The 17,218-nt window shown below is 48.0% G+C and carries 21 protein-coding genes; 9 read left to right on the top strand and 12 right to left on the bottom strand.

Annotated features, from left to right (window positions below):
• Window positions 1-3: 3 nt before the first annotated feature.
• The 5 genes from mnmG to hemE form a co-directional block, all read right to left on the bottom strand.
• Window positions 4-1,872 carry a tRNA uridine-5-carboxymethylaminomethyl(34) synthesis enzyme MnmG gene (gene mnmG / locus AC2D8L_RS11865; protein ID WP_484685690.1) on the bottom strand — a complete coding sequence of 623 codons (1,869 nt, stop codon included), beginning with the start codon at window positions 1,870-1,872 and terminating at the stop codon, window positions 4-6.
• 33 nt (window positions 1,873-1,905) lie between these two features.
• Window positions 1,906-3,216, bottom strand: a complete 1,311-nt coding sequence (gene mnmE / locus AC2D8L_RS11860; protein ID WP_484685689.1) for a tRNA uridine-5-carboxymethylaminomethyl(34) synthesis GTPase MnmE — start codon at window positions 3,214-3,216, stop codon at window positions 1,906-1,908.
• Window positions 3,217-3,231: 15 nt separating this feature from the next.
• A complete protein-coding gene (gene rho / locus AC2D8L_RS11855; RefSeq protein ID WP_484685688.1) occupies window positions 3,232-4,497 on the bottom strand; it encodes a transcription termination factor Rho in 1,266 nt (421 codons plus the stop codon).
• A gap of 162 nt (window positions 4,498-4,659) precedes the next feature.
• Window positions 4,660-5,085, bottom strand: coding sequence for a protoporphyrinogen oxidase HemJ (gene hemJ / locus AC2D8L_RS11850; RefSeq protein WP_484685687.1), 426 nt, complete (start codon window positions 5,083-5,085; stop codon window positions 4,660-4,662).
• A gap of 3 nt (window positions 5,086-5,088) precedes the next feature.
• The gene (gene hemE / locus AC2D8L_RS11845) at window positions 5,089-6,126 is read right to left on the bottom strand and encodes a uroporphyrinogen decarboxylase (protein ID WP_484685686.1); all 1,038 of its coding nucleotides are present in this window, start codon (window positions 6,124-6,126) and stop codon (window positions 5,089-5,091) included.
• A 452-nt stretch (window positions 6,127-6,578) separates the two neighbouring features.
• Here hemE and AC2D8L_RS11840 point away from each other — a divergent pair, with 452 nt between their 5' ends.
• Genes AC2D8L_RS11840 through dnaQ form a run of 4 tightly spaced genes read left to right on the top strand, consistent with a single transcriptional unit; the run spans window position 6,579 to window position 9,330 of the window.
• Entirely contained in the window at window positions 6,579-7,163 is a 585-nt protein-coding gene (locus AC2D8L_RS11840) for a Maf family protein (protein WP_484685685.1), read from the top strand.
• Window positions 7,164-8,003, top strand: coding sequence for a shikimate dehydrogenase (locus AC2D8L_RS11835; protein WP_484685684.1), 840 nt, complete (start codon window positions 7,164-7,166; stop codon window positions 8,001-8,003).
• A complete protein-coding gene (gene coaE, locus AC2D8L_RS11830; RefSeq protein WP_484685683.1) occupies window positions 8,000-8,593 on the top strand; it encodes a dephospho-CoA kinase in 594 nt (197 codons plus the stop codon). The genes AC2D8L_RS11835 and coaE overlap by 4 nt, the downstream gene beginning before the upstream one ends.
• Window positions 8,594-8,628: 35 nt before the next feature.
• Window positions 8,629-9,330: a DNA polymerase III subunit epsilon gene (gene dnaQ, locus AC2D8L_RS11825; protein ID WP_484685682.1), complete on the top strand. Its 702-nt coding sequence runs from the start codon at window positions 8,629-8,631 to the stop codon at window positions 9,328-9,330.
• 52 nt (window positions 9,331-9,382) lie between these two features.
• On the opposite strand, the gene secB is transcribed toward dnaQ, so the two are convergent.
• On the bottom strand, window positions 9,383-9,880 hold the full coding sequence (gene secB / locus AC2D8L_RS11820) for a protein-export chaperone SecB (protein ID WP_484685681.1): 498 nt from the start codon (window positions 9,878-9,880) through the stop codon (window positions 9,383-9,385).
• 97 nt (window positions 9,881-9,977) lie between these two features.
• Window positions 9,978-10,439: an FxsA family protein gene (locus AC2D8L_RS11815; protein ID WP_484685680.1), complete on the bottom strand. Its 462-nt coding sequence runs from the start codon at window positions 10,437-10,439 to the stop codon at window positions 9,978-9,980.
• 151 nt (window positions 10,440-10,590) lie between these two features.
• On the opposite strand from AC2D8L_RS11815, the gene AC2D8L_RS11810 reads away from it, so the two are divergent.
• The 4 genes from AC2D8L_RS11810 to AC2D8L_RS11795 are packed head-to-tail and all read left to right on the top strand — an operon-like array spanning window position 10,591 to window position 13,142.
• Entirely contained in the window at window positions 10,591-11,316 is a 726-nt protein-coding gene (locus AC2D8L_RS11810) for a Tim44/TimA family putative adaptor protein (RefSeq protein WP_484685679.1), read from the top strand.
• A 20-nt stretch (window positions 11,317-11,336) separates the two neighbouring features.
• Entirely contained in the window at window positions 11,337-11,948 is a 612-nt protein-coding gene (locus tag AC2D8L_RS11805) for a Smr/MutS family protein (protein WP_484685678.1), read from the top strand.
• Window positions 11,945-12,328, top strand: coding sequence for a helix-turn-helix domain-containing protein (locus AC2D8L_RS11800; protein ID WP_484685677.1), 384 nt, complete (start codon window positions 11,945-11,947; stop codon window positions 12,326-12,328). The genes AC2D8L_RS11805 and AC2D8L_RS11800 overlap by 4 nt, the downstream gene beginning before the upstream one ends.
• Before the next feature lie 28 nt (window positions 12,329-12,356).
• Complete coding sequence (locus tag AC2D8L_RS11795; RefSeq protein WP_484685676.1) at window positions 12,357-13,142, top strand: SDR family NAD(P)-dependent oxidoreductase; 786 nt, start codon at window positions 12,357-12,359, stop codon at window positions 13,140-13,142.
• 26 nt (window positions 13,143-13,168) lie between these two features.
• On the opposite strand, the gene AC2D8L_RS11790 is transcribed toward AC2D8L_RS11795, so the two are convergent.
• From AC2D8L_RS11790 to hslV, 5 genes are all read right to left on the bottom strand, one after another.
• On the bottom strand, window positions 13,169-13,576 hold the full coding sequence (locus AC2D8L_RS11790) for a TM2 domain-containing protein (RefSeq protein ID WP_484685675.1): 408 nt from the start codon (window positions 13,574-13,576) through the stop codon (window positions 13,169-13,171).
• An 8-nt stretch (window positions 13,577-13,584) separates the two neighbouring features.
• Window positions 13,585-13,914 (bottom strand): TM2 domain-containing protein, encoded by a 330-nt coding sequence (locus tag AC2D8L_RS11785; RefSeq protein ID WP_484685674.1) that lies wholly within the window; start codon window positions 13,912-13,914, stop codon window positions 13,585-13,587.
• 138 nt (window positions 13,915-14,052) lie between these two features.
• Complete coding sequence (gene hslU, locus AC2D8L_RS11780; protein ID WP_484685673.1) at window positions 14,053-15,363, bottom strand: ATP-dependent protease ATPase subunit HslU; 1,311 nt, start codon at window positions 15,361-15,363, stop codon at window positions 14,053-14,055.
• A complete protein-coding gene (locus AC2D8L_RS11775; RefSeq protein ID WP_484685672.1) occupies window positions 15,360-15,881 on the bottom strand; it encodes a GNAT family N-acetyltransferase in 522 nt (173 codons plus the stop codon). Before AC2D8L_RS11775 ends, hslU begins: the two co-directional genes overlap by 4 nt.
• A complete protein-coding gene (gene hslV / locus AC2D8L_RS11770) occupies window positions 15,878-16,441 on the bottom strand; it encodes an ATP-dependent protease subunit HslV (protein WP_484685671.1) in 564 nt (187 codons plus the stop codon). Before hslV ends, AC2D8L_RS11775 begins: the two co-directional genes overlap by 4 nt.
• Before the next feature lie 168 nt (window positions 16,442-16,609).
• Here hslV and hisB point away from each other — a divergent pair, with 168 nt between their 5' ends.
• Window positions 16,610-17,197, top strand: coding sequence for an imidazoleglycerol-phosphate dehydratase HisB (gene hisB, locus AC2D8L_RS11765; protein WP_484685670.1), 588 nt, complete (start codon window positions 16,610-16,612; stop codon window positions 17,195-17,197).
• Window positions 17,198-17,218: the final 21 nt, after the last annotated feature.

The raw sequence follows: 17,218 nt of genomic DNA, 5'->3' as shown, positions 1-17,218 counted from the left end.
TCCTCAGCTTGCTTTCTTCACGTAATCGTCACGTTTTAACGCGGACAAGATTAGCAAGATCGCAGCTGGTGTCATGCCCTCAATCCGTTGTGCGTGAACTATGGTCTGCGGGCTATGTGTCTTTAACTTCTGGCACATTTCGGATGACAGGCCATCAAGCACGTCGTAATCTAAGTCGGCCGGTATGCGGCGGTTCTCATCTCGTCTCACCAACTCAACATCGGCTTTCTGGCGATCCAAATAAACCGCATATTGCGCATCGACCGTCACTTGCTCCGATATGTCCTTGTCGATCTTGTCGAGCTCTGGCCAAATTTTTGCCAAAGTTGAAAGCTCAACCTCGGGGTATGATAAAATTTGAAATGCTGATCGGCGCACGCCGTCAGCATTGATCTTTATGCCCAATTTCTTTGCCTCAGTCGGCGTCAATGACAGGGTGTCAAACAATCCCCGCGCTTCGGTCAGCTTCTGTTTGCGGTTTGCGTAATGAACCTTACGCTCTTGGCCAATCAGGCCGATTTCCTCACCAGCGTCTGTTAATCGTTGATCGGCATTGTCAGAACGCAAGTGCAGCCTAAACTCCGCTCTGGACGTAAACATGCGATAAGGCTCAGTGACGCCGCGTGTGATCAAATCATCAATCATTACAGCGATATAGCTCTTCGTTCTCGATAGCACGAATGGTTCCCTGCCAAGCACCCTCAGCGCAGCGTTCGCGCCAGCCATCAAGCCCTGCGCGCCCGCCTCTTCATACCCAGTTGTCCCGTTAATCTGACCAGCAAGTGCCAAACCTTGCAACTTTAGGAGTTGCAAAGTGTTGTCCAACTCACGTGGATCAATATAGTCATATTCGATCGCATAACCCGGTTGATTGATCACCGCATTTTGACAGCCTGGCAGCGAATGAACAATTTGCAACTGCACGTCCTCTGGCAAACTCGTCGAAATGCCGTTGGGGTAAATATTGTCGTCATCAAGTCCTTCAGGTTCCAAAAAGATTTGATGGGAATCCTTATCGGCAAATCGAACAATTTTGTCTTCGATTGATGGACAATATCGCGGGCCTTTGCTCTCAATCCGTCCAGAGTACATTGCAGACTTCGATAAATTCTCTTCAATGATCTTGTGGGTGCCGGCATGGGTGCGGGTAATGTAACAAGGTACCTGACGCACAGTGATTTTGTCCGTCAAGGCAGATAGCGGCTCAAGATCTTCGTCACCATGCTGAACTTCTAGCTCATCCCAATTGATTGATTTTTTGTCCAGACGTGGAGGTGTGCCCGTTTTTAGGCGACCTAGCTTTAGGCCAAGCGCCTCAAGTCGATTTGATAGACCCAAAACCGGCTTTTCACCCATCCGACCTGCAGGGATTTGCTGTTCGCCCAAGTGAATGAGACCGCGTAGGAATGTTCCCGTTGTCAATACAACCTGTGAGGCATCAACCGTGCGCCCATCAGTTAGCTGAACACCCGTAATTTGCTGATTTTCAACGACTAAATCATCAACTTCACCCTCAATGACAGTCAAATCTTCATATTCAGAGATGGCTGACTGCATGGCGTTGCGGTACAGTTTCCGGTCAGCCTGCATGCGTGGCCCGCGTACCGCTGGACCCTTACGGCGATTGAGTAATCTATATTGAATGCAGGCTTGATCAGCCACACGGCCCATTAGCCCATCAAGGGCATCAATTTCCCGCACCAAGTGACCCTTGCCTAACCCTCCGATCGCGGGATTGCATGACATTTCACCGATTTTTGTAAACTTGTGGGTGATCAAGGCCGTTTTGACGCCAAGACGCGCCGAGGCTGCGGCTGCCTCGCAGCCGGCATGACCTCCCCCAACAATGATGACGTCAAATTTGTCCAACATAGTCTTTCCACAATGCCCAATGTTTCACGTGAATCATTTGCCGATGCAAAATCCTGAAAATAACTCGTCCAAGACATCCTCAGTACCCACATCGCCAATCAGACGCGAGAGTGCAAATGATGCCCCACGAAGTTCTTCAGCGAGAAGTTCAGGTGCATACAGCATTTTCGAGGCGCGATCTAGACTTTCATTGGCTTCAACAAGTGCATTCTTGTCTCGCATATGTGAAATAAGTAATGTTTCACGTGAGTCATCTTGCTGAACGACTGTACCAACCAACAGTTCAATGAAGGTCGTTAGCCCATTCTCTTCCACGACCGTGACCTCGCACGATACATCAACATCAGTCGACAGTGTTTCACGTGAGTCAGACTTTGTAGCAACGATAAAGTCCAAGTCAAACCCGTCAGGCAAGCTCCCATCGTCTGTAAGGCCAATCACAATGTCTGCATTTTGGGCTGACTGCCTAGACCGCTCAATTCCCAATCTCTCAACAACATCTTCGGTTTCACGAACCCCCGCTGTATCAAAAAATGAAAATAGAATTCCTTCCAGATTAACATCAACAGAAACAACGTCACGCGTTGTGCCCGGTATCTCTGTCACAATTGCGACGTCAGACCGCGCCAGCGCATTCAACAATGAAGATTTTCCGACATTTGGCAGGCCAACAAGCGCTACACGAACGCCATCACGCACCATGCGTCCTTGATCAAATCGGCTTAGTTTTTCACCTATTTCTGTCCGAAGTCGCTGAATATCTTCAAAAAAATAGGAGGGCAACTCAAACGGAACATCATCCTCGTCGGAGAAATCCAAATTTGCTTCAATACCTGCACGTAATTTTGTAATTTGGCCACGCCATCCCACCAGAACCTCGTTGAGGTTGCCCCGCATACGGCTGACGGCCATCGCTCGTTGGCTCTCGGTCTGCGCTTCGATGAGGTCTGAAATTCCCTCTACCGCTGTTAGATCCAGCTTGCCATTTTCAAAAGCGCGCCTCGTGAATTCGCCGGGCTCAGCCAACCGAATACTCGGCAGATTTGTAGCTTGATCAAGTACAAATTGAACAACAGCGCGGCTACCATGTAGCTGGAGTTCCACGAGATCTTCACCGCTAAAGCTGTATGGTGCAGGAAAATAAAGGATCAACCCCTCATCAACAACGGTTTTGTCGATGGGCGAAAGAAGTTTTGAAAATTTGGCAAATCGGGCATTCGGCACGTCAATGCCAAATAGTTCCAACAATTTGGCCGCGAGTGTGCCAGACGCGCGAAGTACAGCCACGCCAGAAGGCAATTGACCTGAAGACAGTGCCACAATTGTGTCAAGCTGCTGTCCCACGCTCATCGCCTGCAGTTATGTGTTCATAGAATCAAAGAAGTCAGAATTTGACTTTGTTTGCTTGAGCTTGTCGATCAAGAACTCAATCGCATCCACGGTGCCCATCGGGTTAAGAATACGGCGTAGAACGTACATTTTCTTCAACACTTCTGGGGCGACAAGCAGTTCTTCTTTACGCGTACCAGATTTCGTTACATCAATACCTGGGAACACGCGTTTGTCAGTAACTTTTCGATCCAGAACAATTTCCGAGTTACCCGTACCCTTAAATTCTTCAAAGATCACCTCATCCATACGGCTTCCCGTATCAATAAGGGCTGTTGAGATGATGGTTAGGGAACCGCCGTCCTCAATATTGCGCGCCGCACCAAAGAAACGTTTTGGGCGCTGCAGTGCGTTCGCATCAACACCACCGGTCAAGACTTTGCCAGATGATGGCACCACAGTGTTATAAGCACGACCCAAACGGGTAATTGAATCGAGCAGGATGACAACGTCACGTTTATGCTCGACCAAACGTTTGGCTTTTTCGATAACCATTTCAGCGACTTGCACGTGACGGCTAGCTGGTTCGTCAAATGTTGACGAAATAACTTCACCGCGCACCGAGCGCTGCATGTCTGTTACTTCTTCAGGACGTTCATCTATTAGCAACACAATAAGATAGCATTCTGGGTGATTAATGCCGATTGATTGTGCAATATTCTGCAACAATACGGTCTTACCAGTTCGAGGCGGCGCAACAATCAGCGCACGTTGCCCCTTACCAAGCGGCGCAACAAGATCGATGATACGACCGCTTCTATCTTTAAGTTTAGGGTCCTGTACTTCCATATTGAAGCGTTCGTCAGGATAAAGAGGTGTTAGATTGTCAAAGTTGATTTTGTGACGGGCGCGATCCGGATCTTCAAAATTGACGGAATTGACTTTGAGCAACGCAAAATAGCGTTCGCCGTCTTTTGGTGACCTGATCTGGCCTTCCACTGTGTCCCCGGTTCGCAACGAAAATTTTCGAATTTGCGACGGGCTTACATAAATATCGTCAGGACCAGGCAGATAGTTCGCGTCTGGACTGCGCAAGAAACCGAAACCGTCAGGAAGAATCTCAACCACCCCTTCGCCGGTAATATCAACGTCGTTTGCCGCCAGTTCCTTCAGGATCGCAAACATCAATTCCTGTTTACGTAAGGTACTGGGACTTTCGACTTGAACTTCTTCGGCAAAAGCTAACAATTCGGCTGGATTTTTAGCCTTGAGCTCACTGAGCTTCATATTCTGCATAAAGGACGTATCCTAGCGCTGGCAGACAACAATAAAAGGGTGGGGAGACGTAAACCGAGGTCGATTATTCCAAAAGACCGTATGTTTCGTTAGAGTTGGCGGTGTATATCCCAAACCAGTGACCTTTGCAAGAATAAATTCCAAAAGAAACCAGTTTTTGTACTAAAACGGCTTAACAATCACCATGATGACAATGACGATCATCAACAATGTTGGAACCTCATTTATCATGCGAAAAAATCGTGACGATTTAGTGTTTTTTCCTTGAGAAAATTCACGCTGATATTTCGCCAGATGAAAGTGAATCCCCGTTAAACCAATAACACCAAAACCCTTCACCCAAGCCCAAATATCGTCAACAGCAACCATTTGGAACCCATACGCCAGCCACAGACCAAAGACCCATGAACTGATCATAGCAGGTGTCATAATCGCCTTAAGAAGACGCCGTTCCATGATAATAAAAGTGTCAGATTTATCAGACCCATGCGGCGCGTCACAATGATAAACAAAAAGTCGTGGCAAATAGAGTAAACCTGCCATCCAAGCGATGATAGATATCACATGTAATGCTTTTACCCATTCCATTCCCTAATGCCCCTTCACATGGTTCACTAGCGCTTCAACATTATCAATCGGGGTTTGCGGCACAATACCATGCCCCAAATTGAAAATATGCGGCCGCCCCTCAAAGGCATTCAATATTTGATCTGCACGATCAAGCATCTGCTTGCCACCACTCACCAACCGCAAAGGATCAAGGTTTCCTTGGACCGTCGCCAAGGGCGAGATATGATCCCTTGCGAAAGAAAGCGGCATCGCATAATCCAACCCCACCGCATTTACCCCTGTCGCTTCAATATATCCCGGGATCATTGCAGCGGCGCCCCGCGGAAAGCCGATGATTGGTGCATCTGGGCGTTGGGCGCGCACTTTTTCGACAAGGCGAACGGTGGGATCAACCACAAAGTTTTTAAAGTTCACTTCGTCAAGATTGAGCGCCCAGCTTTCAAAAATCTGAACCACATCTGCGCCAGCATCAAATTGGGCCAACAAATATTCAGCACTTGCCTCAACCAAAATATCCATCAATTGCGCGAACAATTCAGGCTGCGCTAAGGCGAATAATCTTGCCTTTGCCTGATCAGGAGACCCACGACCGCCCAACATATAGGTGGCAACGGTCCAAGGTGCACCGCAAAATCCAATTAATGTCTTATCATCATCAATACCAGCGCGTACGCCACGTACAGTTTCCAAAACAGGCGCTAAGTGATCCAACACTTTTGACACGTCAAGTTTTGCTAGATCTTGGGCGGTTTCGATTTCTGTTAAAATAGGTCCTTCACCCACTTCAAATCTTACATCTTGCCCAAGCGCATCTGGGATCACCAAAATATCTGAAAAGATAATCGCAGCATCAAGATCAAAACGACGAAGGGGTTGTAATGTCACCTCTATTGCCTTTTTTGGGGTGTAACAAAGATCAAGAAAGCCTTTCGTTGATGCACGCACTTCTTTGTATTCTGGCAAATACCGTCCGGCTTGGCGCATAATCCACAAAGGTGGTACTTCATCAACAAAACCTCTGACACAATCCAGTAACTTACGACCCGTTCGTTCTACCACGATCAATCCACCTTAATTCCCAAAAGATTCTTATTCTATTTTTCTTCTTCTTCTTCTTATCTGTGTATTGCAGGAATTCTTTTAACTCCACAAGTCTTGTTCACATGTGGCAAATGCGCTCCGGCTGTACATTGCAATTGGCGTATCGCAATTTTAAAGGTGAACAAACTCTTAAGACCTATGGTTACCAAAGCGTAAACAAATCTCTATTTGTGGAAAACCTATGGATAAGAAGGGGATAGGATGGGACAAATTTTAATAAAAATAATTGTCCACATTTGCGTGGTTTTCCCAAGACGCTTATGAACAAGTCACAACCTGTGGATGAGAATTTTTACAACGGGTACAAAACCAACCAATTCCAATTTTGATGCCGGTTGGGCATAAGTTGGTCTGCCCTGGTGGATAAGAATGTGGAAAACAAATGTTCAATCATCTAAGTATTTGAAATCATGATTGTTTTGGCATCCAAGTCGCCCATAAGATCACAATTATTGACCAACTCTGGGCTCGATTTTAAGTGCGTTCCAGCCCGAATCGATGAACGGGAGATCGAGGCCGCCGCCGCTTCAAGCGCATTTGATCAACAAGGACTCACCTCTTTATTGGCGGACGCAAAAGCGCTTGATATCGCCAAAGCCTATCCACAAGACATCGTCATTGGTTCCGACCAAACTTTGAGTTTTGACGGTACCTATTTGCATAAACCTGAAAATTTCGACGCCTTGAGGGTGCAGCTCATGTCCATGCGGGGCAAAAGTCATGATCTGTGCTCGGCAATTTCAATAGCCAAAGACAGTGGGATTGTGTGGCAATATCAAAGCTTTGCCCGGCTTGAGATGCATGATTTTAGCCCAACAGAGCTTGAACAAATCATCGCCTTGGAAGGCGATAAATTGCTGCATGCGGTTGGCGGCTATAGGTTGGAAGGGCCTTCCATTCGTCTCTTTAAGAAAATAGAAGGCGACTATTTTACCGTTTTAGGTTTACCCCTATTGCCATTATTGACGGCGCTTAGAGAACTGAAAGCCATCTGAATGAAAAAAGCCATTGTTATTGGTCATCCCATCAACCACTCAAAATCGCCAATTTTGCATGGCCATTGGCTCACAGAGCACAAATTGGACGGCACGTATGTCGCATTAGATGTTGAACCTGCTGCTTTAGGTGACTTTGCAGGCCGGTTAAAAGCGGGCGAATTTATTGGCGGCAATGTCACTGTTCCCCATAAAGAGAACGTCATTCATTTCTGTGACCAAGTCAGTGAAACCGCAAAAACAATCGGCGCTGTTAATACACTTTGGGTCCAAGACGGTGAGCTATTTGGCGACAACACTGATAAATATGGATTTTTGGCCAATTTGGATCAGCAATTTGCTAAGTGGGATGCGCAATCCCAATTGGCGATTGTGTTGGGTGCTGGCGGTGCCGCGCGCGCAATTTTGGTGGGCCTTCAAGAAAGAGACTACCAGAATATCGTGGTGCTCAACCGCACATTTGCGCGTGCTAAAGACTTGTGCGACGAACTAAACACACCGCTGAACACAGACGTTTTTCAGGCCGGAACCTTGGCAGAATTCGACAGACATGCGCCAAATGCCGACTTATTGGTGAATACAAGCGCAGTGGGGATGAATAACAGCCGGTTTGAAGGCCTCCAGGTCAATCTATTGCCCCAACATGCCATTGTGACCGACATTGTTTACACGCCCCTACGCACGCCCTTGTTGGTAGACGCGCAAAAAGCCGGGCTGAAAACAATTGACGGTCTTGGCATGCTCCTACATCAAGCCGTGCCGGGATTTGAACGTTGGTTCGGGGTCCGTCCAACTGTTGGGTCTCAATTGCGCGACAAAATGCTGGGAATTGCACCATGATCAAGCTTGGACTAACCGGATCCATGGCCACGGGCAAATCCACGGTGGCCCAAATGTTCGCCCGGCGCGATGTCCCAATTTACGACGCTGACCATGCGGTGCACGAACTTTATGAAAATGAAGCCGTAGAACCAGTCGGTGCGTTGTTTCCCGATGCGGTGATCGACGGGAAAATTGATCGAAAAGTGCTTTCAGGCCATGTGCTAGCGGATAAAGAGCAGTTGGCGCGGCTTGAAGCTCTTGTACACCCGCTTGTTCATCAAAAAATGCATGAATTTATCGACGCCCAAGAAAGTACGGGTGAAGACCTGATCATTTTAGAAATTCCATTGCTGTTTGAAACTGGCAAAGCCTATCCCCTTGATAAGATCGCGGTGACCTATTGCGACGATGATATTCAAAAACAACGCGCTCTTGCGCGTTCTGGCATGACAGAAGAGAAGTTCGAAGCGATCAAGGCTCGTCAAATGAGCCAGGCCGAGAAAAAAAAGCGTGCGGATTTTGCCATCGACACGGGGATTGCCCAAGAGCAGACCCAACAGATTGTGGATGAAATTATCCAAACTTGTCGCGCCATCAACAATCGTTAAACTGGACGCACATTCCCCAAAAGGCAAATTGATCAATGGCCAAACGCGAAATTGTTCTTGATACTGAAACCACAGGCCTTAGCCCGGCGGGCGGCGACCGGTTGGTCGAAATCGGGTGTGTTGAGTTGATCAACCATATTCCCACGGGGAACAATTTCCACAAATATTGCAATCCTGAACGCGATATGCCCGAGGGGGCGTTTAAAGTTCACGGACTTTCGGAAGAGTTTTTGTCCGATAAGCCATTGTTCAAAGACGTTCAGCAAGAATTTCGCGACTATATCCAAGATTCTGTGCTGATCATTCACAATGCCCCATTTGATATGGGTTTTTTGCAAGCTGAACTGGAATGGTGCAAAGCCCCACGGCTTGAAAATGACGTGATTGATACGGTACTTCTGGCGCGGAAAATTCACCCGGGTGCCCGGGTAAGCCTAGACGCCCTATGTCGTAACTATGGCATTGATAATTCACGGCGAACATTGCACGGGGCATTGCTTGATAGTGAGATCTTGGCCGAGGTTTATCTTGAATTGATTGGCGGTCGCCAAGTTGCTTTTAGCTTGGCTCAGGAAACCTCAAATCAAACCGAAGTAGAAATCGCTCAACGTAAAGCGCAAATGAGACCCGAACCCTTGCCGCAAATGCTGGATGAAAAACAGCGACAAAATCACAAGGACTTTGTCGCTGATATGTCTGATACGCCCATTTGGCAAAAATATTGGGCACAAAACTAGTTTTTGAAACGTATGTACAGATCCTACAAAAACTCCCAACAGCCGACGGCTGTTAGTTTACAGTTTTGTCTTCGCCTTCTTTAATTTTGGCCGCTGCGGCTTCCAAATTTTGGCGATAGATTGTGCTGAAATCAACTGGCTCCATCAAAAGCGGTGGGAACCCGCCATTCTGGGTAACTGTTGAAAGAATTTGACGCGCAAATGGGAAAATCAAGCGTGGGCATTCAATCATCACCAACGGATGGATTTGATTTTCAGGGAAGTTCTTGATGTTGAACAATCCGCCATAAACCAATTCAACATTGAACAGGATGGCTTCATCGCGCTCGGCTTTTGCATTGATGGTCAATTCCACTGCAAAAATATCGTCTTCTTGTTTCTGGGCACCCACATTAATGCTGATAGAAATTTGTGGGGCTGGGCCAGAGGCCAGAGATGCTGGCGCATTAGGATTTTCAAAGCTTAGGTCTTTGATATATTGACCAACAATCTGCAATGAAGGTGCTGGTGCATTTGGGTCAGTTGCGGTGTTTGGTGTTTCGTCGGCCATCGATCTGCCTATCTTTCACTAAAAAAACTCGAGAAGCTGGCTAGCATCTTTAAAAAGGTGCCGCAAGCAATGAACGAGTTGGGTGTCAATTTCTTGGCTATTGGCCGTCACGCCACTTGTTATCATCCAAATCAATCACCCCATCATCTTGGTCCGGCCGATCGGTTGGGTTCGACGTGTAGGACGTGTGGCTTGTCGCAGAGACTACATTTACCCGTTTGCGTAAATATTCAAAGATTGCGTAGCGCACTTGCGGCACAAACAGGGCAAAACCAACAGCATCGGTGAAAAAGCCCGGGGTTAGAAGCAATGCACCAGCGATTGCCAGCATTATGCCGTCAACAATTGATTGGCCAGGAAATTGCCCTACGCGCATTTTCCCCTGCACATCAGCCCAAACAGCAAATCCTTGCAAGCGTAGTAAATAAGATCCCAATAGGGCTGTGAAGACCACCCCGCCCATAGTCCACCAGAAGCCGATAAGGCCGCCCATAGCGACGAAGATTGCGATTTCAATTATCGGCACAACCAAAAATAATGCGAATAAATAGCGTCCCAACGGATAAACCTTTCCAAAAATGCACGCGAAAGTGAACCAAAACGCATATTTACCGGTTATGCATGCTAGTCACAGACATGTTTCGTTCTATATATAGGGGCGATTGACAAAGATTACGAGTGCCGCGTGGCGGCACAAATTCGAGGCAAGTATGGGCGACTTTTTTGATATTCCAACATTGTTCTTTCTCGTTATAGCGGTGGTGGTTTTACTGCGGCTTAGAAATGTTTTGGGAACACGCGACGGTTTTGAGCGGCCGCCTGAGCGTCCGGACGAAAAAACGGACGACAATGACGATAGCGCAGATAATGTCGTTAGCCTGCCAAACCGTGAACCACCAATGGTTAAACCTGCCAAATTGGAGGCTGATAAACGTGCGCTTAAATTAGAGGCAGAAGTTGAAAACTATGCCGATAATAATGCGGCGTTGGCAGCTGGCCTCAACCAGATTATCGATGCGGACGCCAATTTCGGACCAAAGTCGTTTATGGACGGCGCTATTTCAGCCTATGAAATGGTTGTCGTCGCGTTTGCCCAAGGTGATCGCAAGACGCTGAAAATGATTCTCGACAAATCAGTATATGAAGGTTTTGAATCAGCCATTGAAGAGCGCGAAAAACGCGGTGAAAAGATTGATTTCACCTTTGTTGGGTTCTCCAAAGTGAAAATGAGCAATGCGGAGTTAGACGGCAAAAATGCTGTCGTGACAGTTGAATATGCCGCGCAAGTTGTTTCAGCCACCAGAAACAGTGACGGCGAGCTGATTGATGGCGATGAAGAAGCTGTTGTGAACATTGCTGATGAATGGACATTTTCTCGCAATACCAAGTCCCGCGATCCAAACTGGAAACTGGTCAGCACAAACCAACTGGATTAAGGAAAACGGATTTTTAGACCATGTCTCGCGCCAAAAAACCGCCAAAAGACCTTGCTGATTGGCACCTTTGGAGTGAAGTCGCAAAATCTGTCAGCCCTCTTCGGCCTGAACAAAACAATGTCCTACGCGTGAAGCCGGCTGAAGTGCCAGCAACACTTGATAAGAATCTAAAAATAAAAGTGCGACCAACCGCCAAAAGTTGGTCGCCTTTTCCAACCCATCCTGGCGACAACAATCGGCATGTGCCGCATATTAATTCGACATTATCTCAGCCAAAGCCTGACAAGCCGATTGATCAAAAATTACGGCGCAAAATTGCCCGTGGCCGCGTTTCAATTGACGCAACGCTTGACCTGCACGGCATGCGCCAAACAGAGGCGCGATCGGCACTTCAGCATTTCATTTCATCCGCCTTTTATCGTGGTGCACGCAATGTGTTGGTGATCACGGGGAAGGGCGTGAAGCGCACGGGCTATGCGGAGTTTGAGCAAAAAGGTGTCTTGCGTTACCTTGTGCCAGATTGGCTTAAAGAGCCCACACTCATGCATATGGTGGCAGGTATTGACAGTGCAGCGCAAAATCACGGCGGCGCGGGCGCGCTATATGTCCGCTTGAAAAAGGCGGTCAAATGACCCCACTTGGCGCAAAAATTCGCAAAATCCGCAAGGAACGGCAAATTTCGCTTAAACAGATGGCGAGTGATTTGGATGTTTCTAGCGCGTACCTATCGGCCCTCGAGCACGGTCATCGTGGCAAACCAACATGGTTTATGCTGCAACGCATCATTTCCTATTTCAACGTGATTTGGGATGAGGCTGAGGAATTACAGCGCCTCGCTGAAATTTCAGATCCCAAGATCTATATCGAGACCGCAGGTTTGACGCCCAAGGCCACCGAATTGACCAACAAACTGGCGCAAAATATTTCCAGTTTGGAAGAAGAAGATTTGGTGTTTTTGGTGCAAGAGGTTGAGCAACGCGGTGCGCGGGCGCGGGCGAAAAACAACAAATAAATAAATGAGTTCACCAAGGGGCAGCATCATGAACGTACTTGATCAATTCAAACTTTCCGGCAAACGCGCGTTGGTGACGGGGGCAAGTCGCGGATTGGGTTTTCAGATGGCTGCCGCGCTGACTGAAGCGGGCGCTGATATCATCATCACTGGCCGTACAATGGAAACACTGGAGGCCGCTCGCGACAAATTGGGCAAGTTCGGCACCAAAGTGGATATTGTTGCTGCTGATATGGCTGACCCGAAAACCTGTGAAGCGGCAATCGAAAAGATGGCCGCCGGTCAATTCGGCCCTATTCATATCCTCATCAACAATATTGGAGGGCGCACCAGCCCCGACCAAACTGAGGATTTAACGCTTGAGCAATGGCAAGATGCGATTGATCTCAATCTAACCAGTTGTTTTTTGGGTACAAAAATTCTTGGCCGTGAAATGATTAAGCGTGGCGACGGCGGCCGCATCATCAATGTCGCGTCAATGAATGCTTATGTGTCGAACCGCGGCATCGGCGGCCGATCCTATGAAACGGCAAAAGCGGCTATGGTGCAATTCACCAAAGCCACCGCGGCTGATTGGGCGCCCCATGGCGTCAATGTAAACGCTATTTGTCCTGGGCTTTTCATGACCGACGCAAATGTTGAATGGAACAAAACCAAGCCCGAAGTGATCGAACAAATCACCAATTCCACCCCAATGGGTCGCGCCGGAAAACCAGAAGAACTTGGCCCGCTTGCCGTTTACCTCGCCAGTGATGCTTCAAGCTATATGACAGGCGCGGCATTGGTGATCGATGGCGGCTATACGCTTTGGTAGAACCAAATCAACTTTATCGGTGAAGTCTATCCTGGGATGGCGACAACATATCCATCGCCGTCACGGGCTTTGCCGATAATGAGCTGGATGAACACGGCAAATGTATGGATTGCATCTATTAAGAAAATGCCGATTGCGAGCATAATTGCATTTGGGTCATTGTTCACGGCGCCAACGATGTAGAAATACGCCGCTGCGCCGAAAAGCAGTAGATCAAATATCCCATGCAAAATGTTGCCCAGATAGAAATGGTGCAGCCCAACCGTGCCAAAAACACCACATAGCGCGACAGCAACCCCATATTTTTTAGGGCTAACATATTCTTGTTGTGTTTGAGACAAGTTTGGCGCGCCACAATGCGGGCAAGCATTGGCGGAAAACGCCATCTGCTTGCCGCAATATGTGCAAAAACCCCAGCCCTCTTGGTCGGACATCCGTCAATTTACCGCTTTAGGGGCAATCCGTTTTTGTCTTTGAAGGAGCCGACAATGATCATCACAAAATCAATAAGTGTCCAAATGCCCAAACCGCCAAGGGTTAAGATCATCAAAATACCCGTGCCGATTTTGCCAACATAAAAGCGGTGGATGCCAAATGTGCCTAAAAAGAAGCATAATAGGGCGGCTGCAACCATGGTTTTTTGTGACGTATTGGCCTCAATAAGTGCATTGGGTGCACCGCACTTTGGGCATGCACCCGCAGTTGCTGCCATTTCAACGCCACAGACAGTGCAGTGGATGAATTTTGAATTAGATGCTTGGAAGTCTGACATTTATATTTCCCTCAAATTTAGAAAACATAAAAAGAGCTTCGCTAAGAATATGTCAACAGGCTAATTGCTTTAGCGCTCGAATGATTGGCCAAAATGATGGCCGCATCGCTGTGCGACCATCAAATTAGTGGCGGTTTGTTACAGAATAAACCGGCTCAAATCCGTATCGTCCGCCAACACGCCAACTTGTCTGCGCACATATTCGCCGTCAATTTTGATGGTTTCGCCATCTTTGTCCGGTGCGTCGAACGAAATATCTTCCACTAGTTTTTCCATAACGGTTTGCAAGCGCCGCGCCCCGATATTTTCGATCTTAGCGTTGATTGACACTGCCAGTTCAGCAATGACGTCAATCGCGTCGTCGGCAAAATCAAGGGTCACACCTTCTGTGCCCATCAAGGCGACATATTGTTTGATCAAGCTTGCGTCGATGTCCTTCAGGATACGCACGAAATCTTCATGCTCTAGTGCCCGCAATTCAACACGGATCGGCAGGCGACCCTGCAATTCTGGCAGTAGATCTGAAGGTTTGGCCACATGGAAAGCGCCCGAGGCGATAAACAAGATATGGTCGGTTTTAACCGGCCCATATTTCGTGGAAACGGTGGTGCCCTCAATTAGTGGCAATAGGTCCCGCTGCACGCCTTCGCGTGAAACATCACCGCCTGAGCGTCCATCGCGCACGCAAATTTTATCAATTTCATCAAGGAAAACAATGCCGTGGTTCTCAACAAGGTCGATGGCATCTGCATTGACCTTGTCTTGATCTAGGAGCTTGTCGGCTTCCTCGTCGATCAGCAATTTATAGCTATCTTTGACTTTGATGGTGCGTTTGACGCCTTTTTGCTTGAAGGCTTTCCCAAGCATATCAGACAGATCGATCATACCCATATTGGCGCCGGGCATGCCTGGAATTTCAAACATGCCATTGCCTTGCGGGGCAGCAACTTCAACTTCAATATCTTTGTCGTCGAGTTCATTGCCACGCAATTTTGCGCGAAAGCTTTCTCGCGTGGATGCAGTAGCGCTTTCACCAACAAGTGCGTCGAGCACGCGCTCTTCGGCTTGCAGATGGGCCTTGGCTTGTACTTCTTTGCGGCGTTTGTCGCGCAAAAGGGAGATACCGGCTTCAACAAGGTCACGCACAATCTGTTCGACATCGCGGCCGACATAGCCAACCTCAGTGAACTTTGTTGCCTCAACTTTTACGAAGGGCGCTTGGGCCAATTTGGCCAAACGGCGCGAAATTTCTGTTTTACCAACACCAGTTGGCCCGATCATTAGAATATTTTTGGGGCTTACTTCTTGGCGAAGGTCGCTATCGAGCTGCTGACGGCGCCAGCGATTGCGCAAGGCGACGGCCACTGCGCGTTTTGCATCTTTTTGACCGACAATGTAGCGGTCTAATTCGGATACGATTTCTCTTGGAGAAAAACTCAATTCACTCATTTTGTTTTACCTTTCGGTGCCTTATCAAGAAAGCGCACCATCAGTTCTTCGTCTATATATTGACCATTTACAAGAAGGCTGCGTGGCTCAGTGCCATAAGTTTCAAAGCCAGCCTTTTTGTAGGCACTCTTTGCCGCTTCATTATTCGCGCCAACCCCCAAATGGAGTTGAATGATGCCATCACCCATTGCCCAATTGGCCATAAGTTCAATGATTTGGCCTGAAAATCCTTGGCCTCTCACTTCAGGTGCGGTGTACATCGAAACGACATAGGCGCGGTGTTTCATTTTTTCGCCGTCTTCGCGAAAATAGGCGCCAATCGCCACCAACTCGCCATCGACAAAGGCGCCAAATGTAATTGATTTGGTGAGCCATTGCTCGATGTCATCTAAAGGCCGTCCGGCAAATTCATCATAAGATGAGCCAAAGGCTTCGGGATGATTTTTGAAGGCGATGAGCCGCAATTGGCGAAATTGTGCCGCGTCATTGCGACCTAGGCGTCTGAGATTTGGGTTCATTCGTCTAGATCAATTGTTTCCACGATCAGTTGGTCATTGGTGTAAACACAAATGTTTGCCGCGATCTTCATCGCCCGGCGGGCAACATCTTCCGCTTCATAATCCGTGTCCATCAACGCGCTGGCTGCTGCAAGAGCAAAATTTCCGCCCGAACCAATCGCCATAACCCCTTGATCGGGTGATAGAACATCGCCGGTGCCAGTCAAAACAAGACTGTCCTTTTTGTCCGCGACGATCATCATGGCTTCAAGCTTGCGCAAATAGCGGTCCGTACGCCAATCTTTTGCCAACTCAACGCATGCGCGCATCAATTGATCTGGATATTGCTCCAATTTTGCTTCTAGACGTTCAAATAGAGTAAAGGCATCTGCGGTTGCACCGGCAAACCCTGTAATGACGTTTCCGCCCGCTAAGCGCCGTACTTTACGCGCGCCATGTTTAATCACGGTCGGCCCCAGGGATACTTGGCCATCTCCAGCCACAACAACTTTATTGCCCTTACGAACCGTCAAAATTGTTGTGCCGCGCCATCCTGCTGAGCCTTGTTGATTTTCTTGCATAGTTTAATAATCTCCTGCAATGCGTCATCCTATTTAGGCCTTCTTTCGCCAATTTCAATCACTTCAAACGAATAGCGACTTTTCGTGATCGCGAACTGATGCTAATAAGGCCCTGAAATTAAAGGCGAGGCGGCTAAAACCGCACTCAAGTAAAAGGTTGCCTTCACTATGCGTCGCGCAGAATTGACCCGCAAAACAAATGAAACAGACATTTCCGTGTCTGTAAATTTGGACGGTACAGGAAAATCCAACATCAACACAAATGTTGGCTTTCTTGATCATATGCTGGATCAAGTGGCACGCCATGGCATGATCGATATTGAGATCACCGCCAAAGGCGACCTGCATATTGATGCACACCACACCACCGAAGATGTGGGCATTGCGCTGGGCCAAGCGATCAAGGAAGCGCTGGGCGACAAAAAAGGCATTCGCCGCTATGCATCGTGCGATTTACCGATGGATGAGGCATTGTCTCGCGCCGCGATTGATATTTCAGGCCGACCATTTTTGGTGTGGCGGGTTGAGTTTAAGCGCGACAAGGTCGGTGATTTTGACACCGAACTGTTTCAGGAATGGTTTCAGGCATTCGCAATGAATGCAGGCATAACGCTGCATGTTGAGAACGTATATGGCGACAATGCCCACCATATTGCTGAAAGTTGCTTTAAAGCACTGGCACGTGCGCTGCGCGACGCCGTAGAAATTGATCCGCGTAACGTAGATCGCATTCCATCGACCAAGGGCACGCTCTAATCGCGACCCAAATTTGAAAAA

This window comes from Maritalea sp. YIW29, assembly GCF_057219265.1.
The sequence above is the reverse complement of the archived record's forward strand: the minus strand, read 5'-3'. Positions and strand labels throughout refer to the sequence as shown.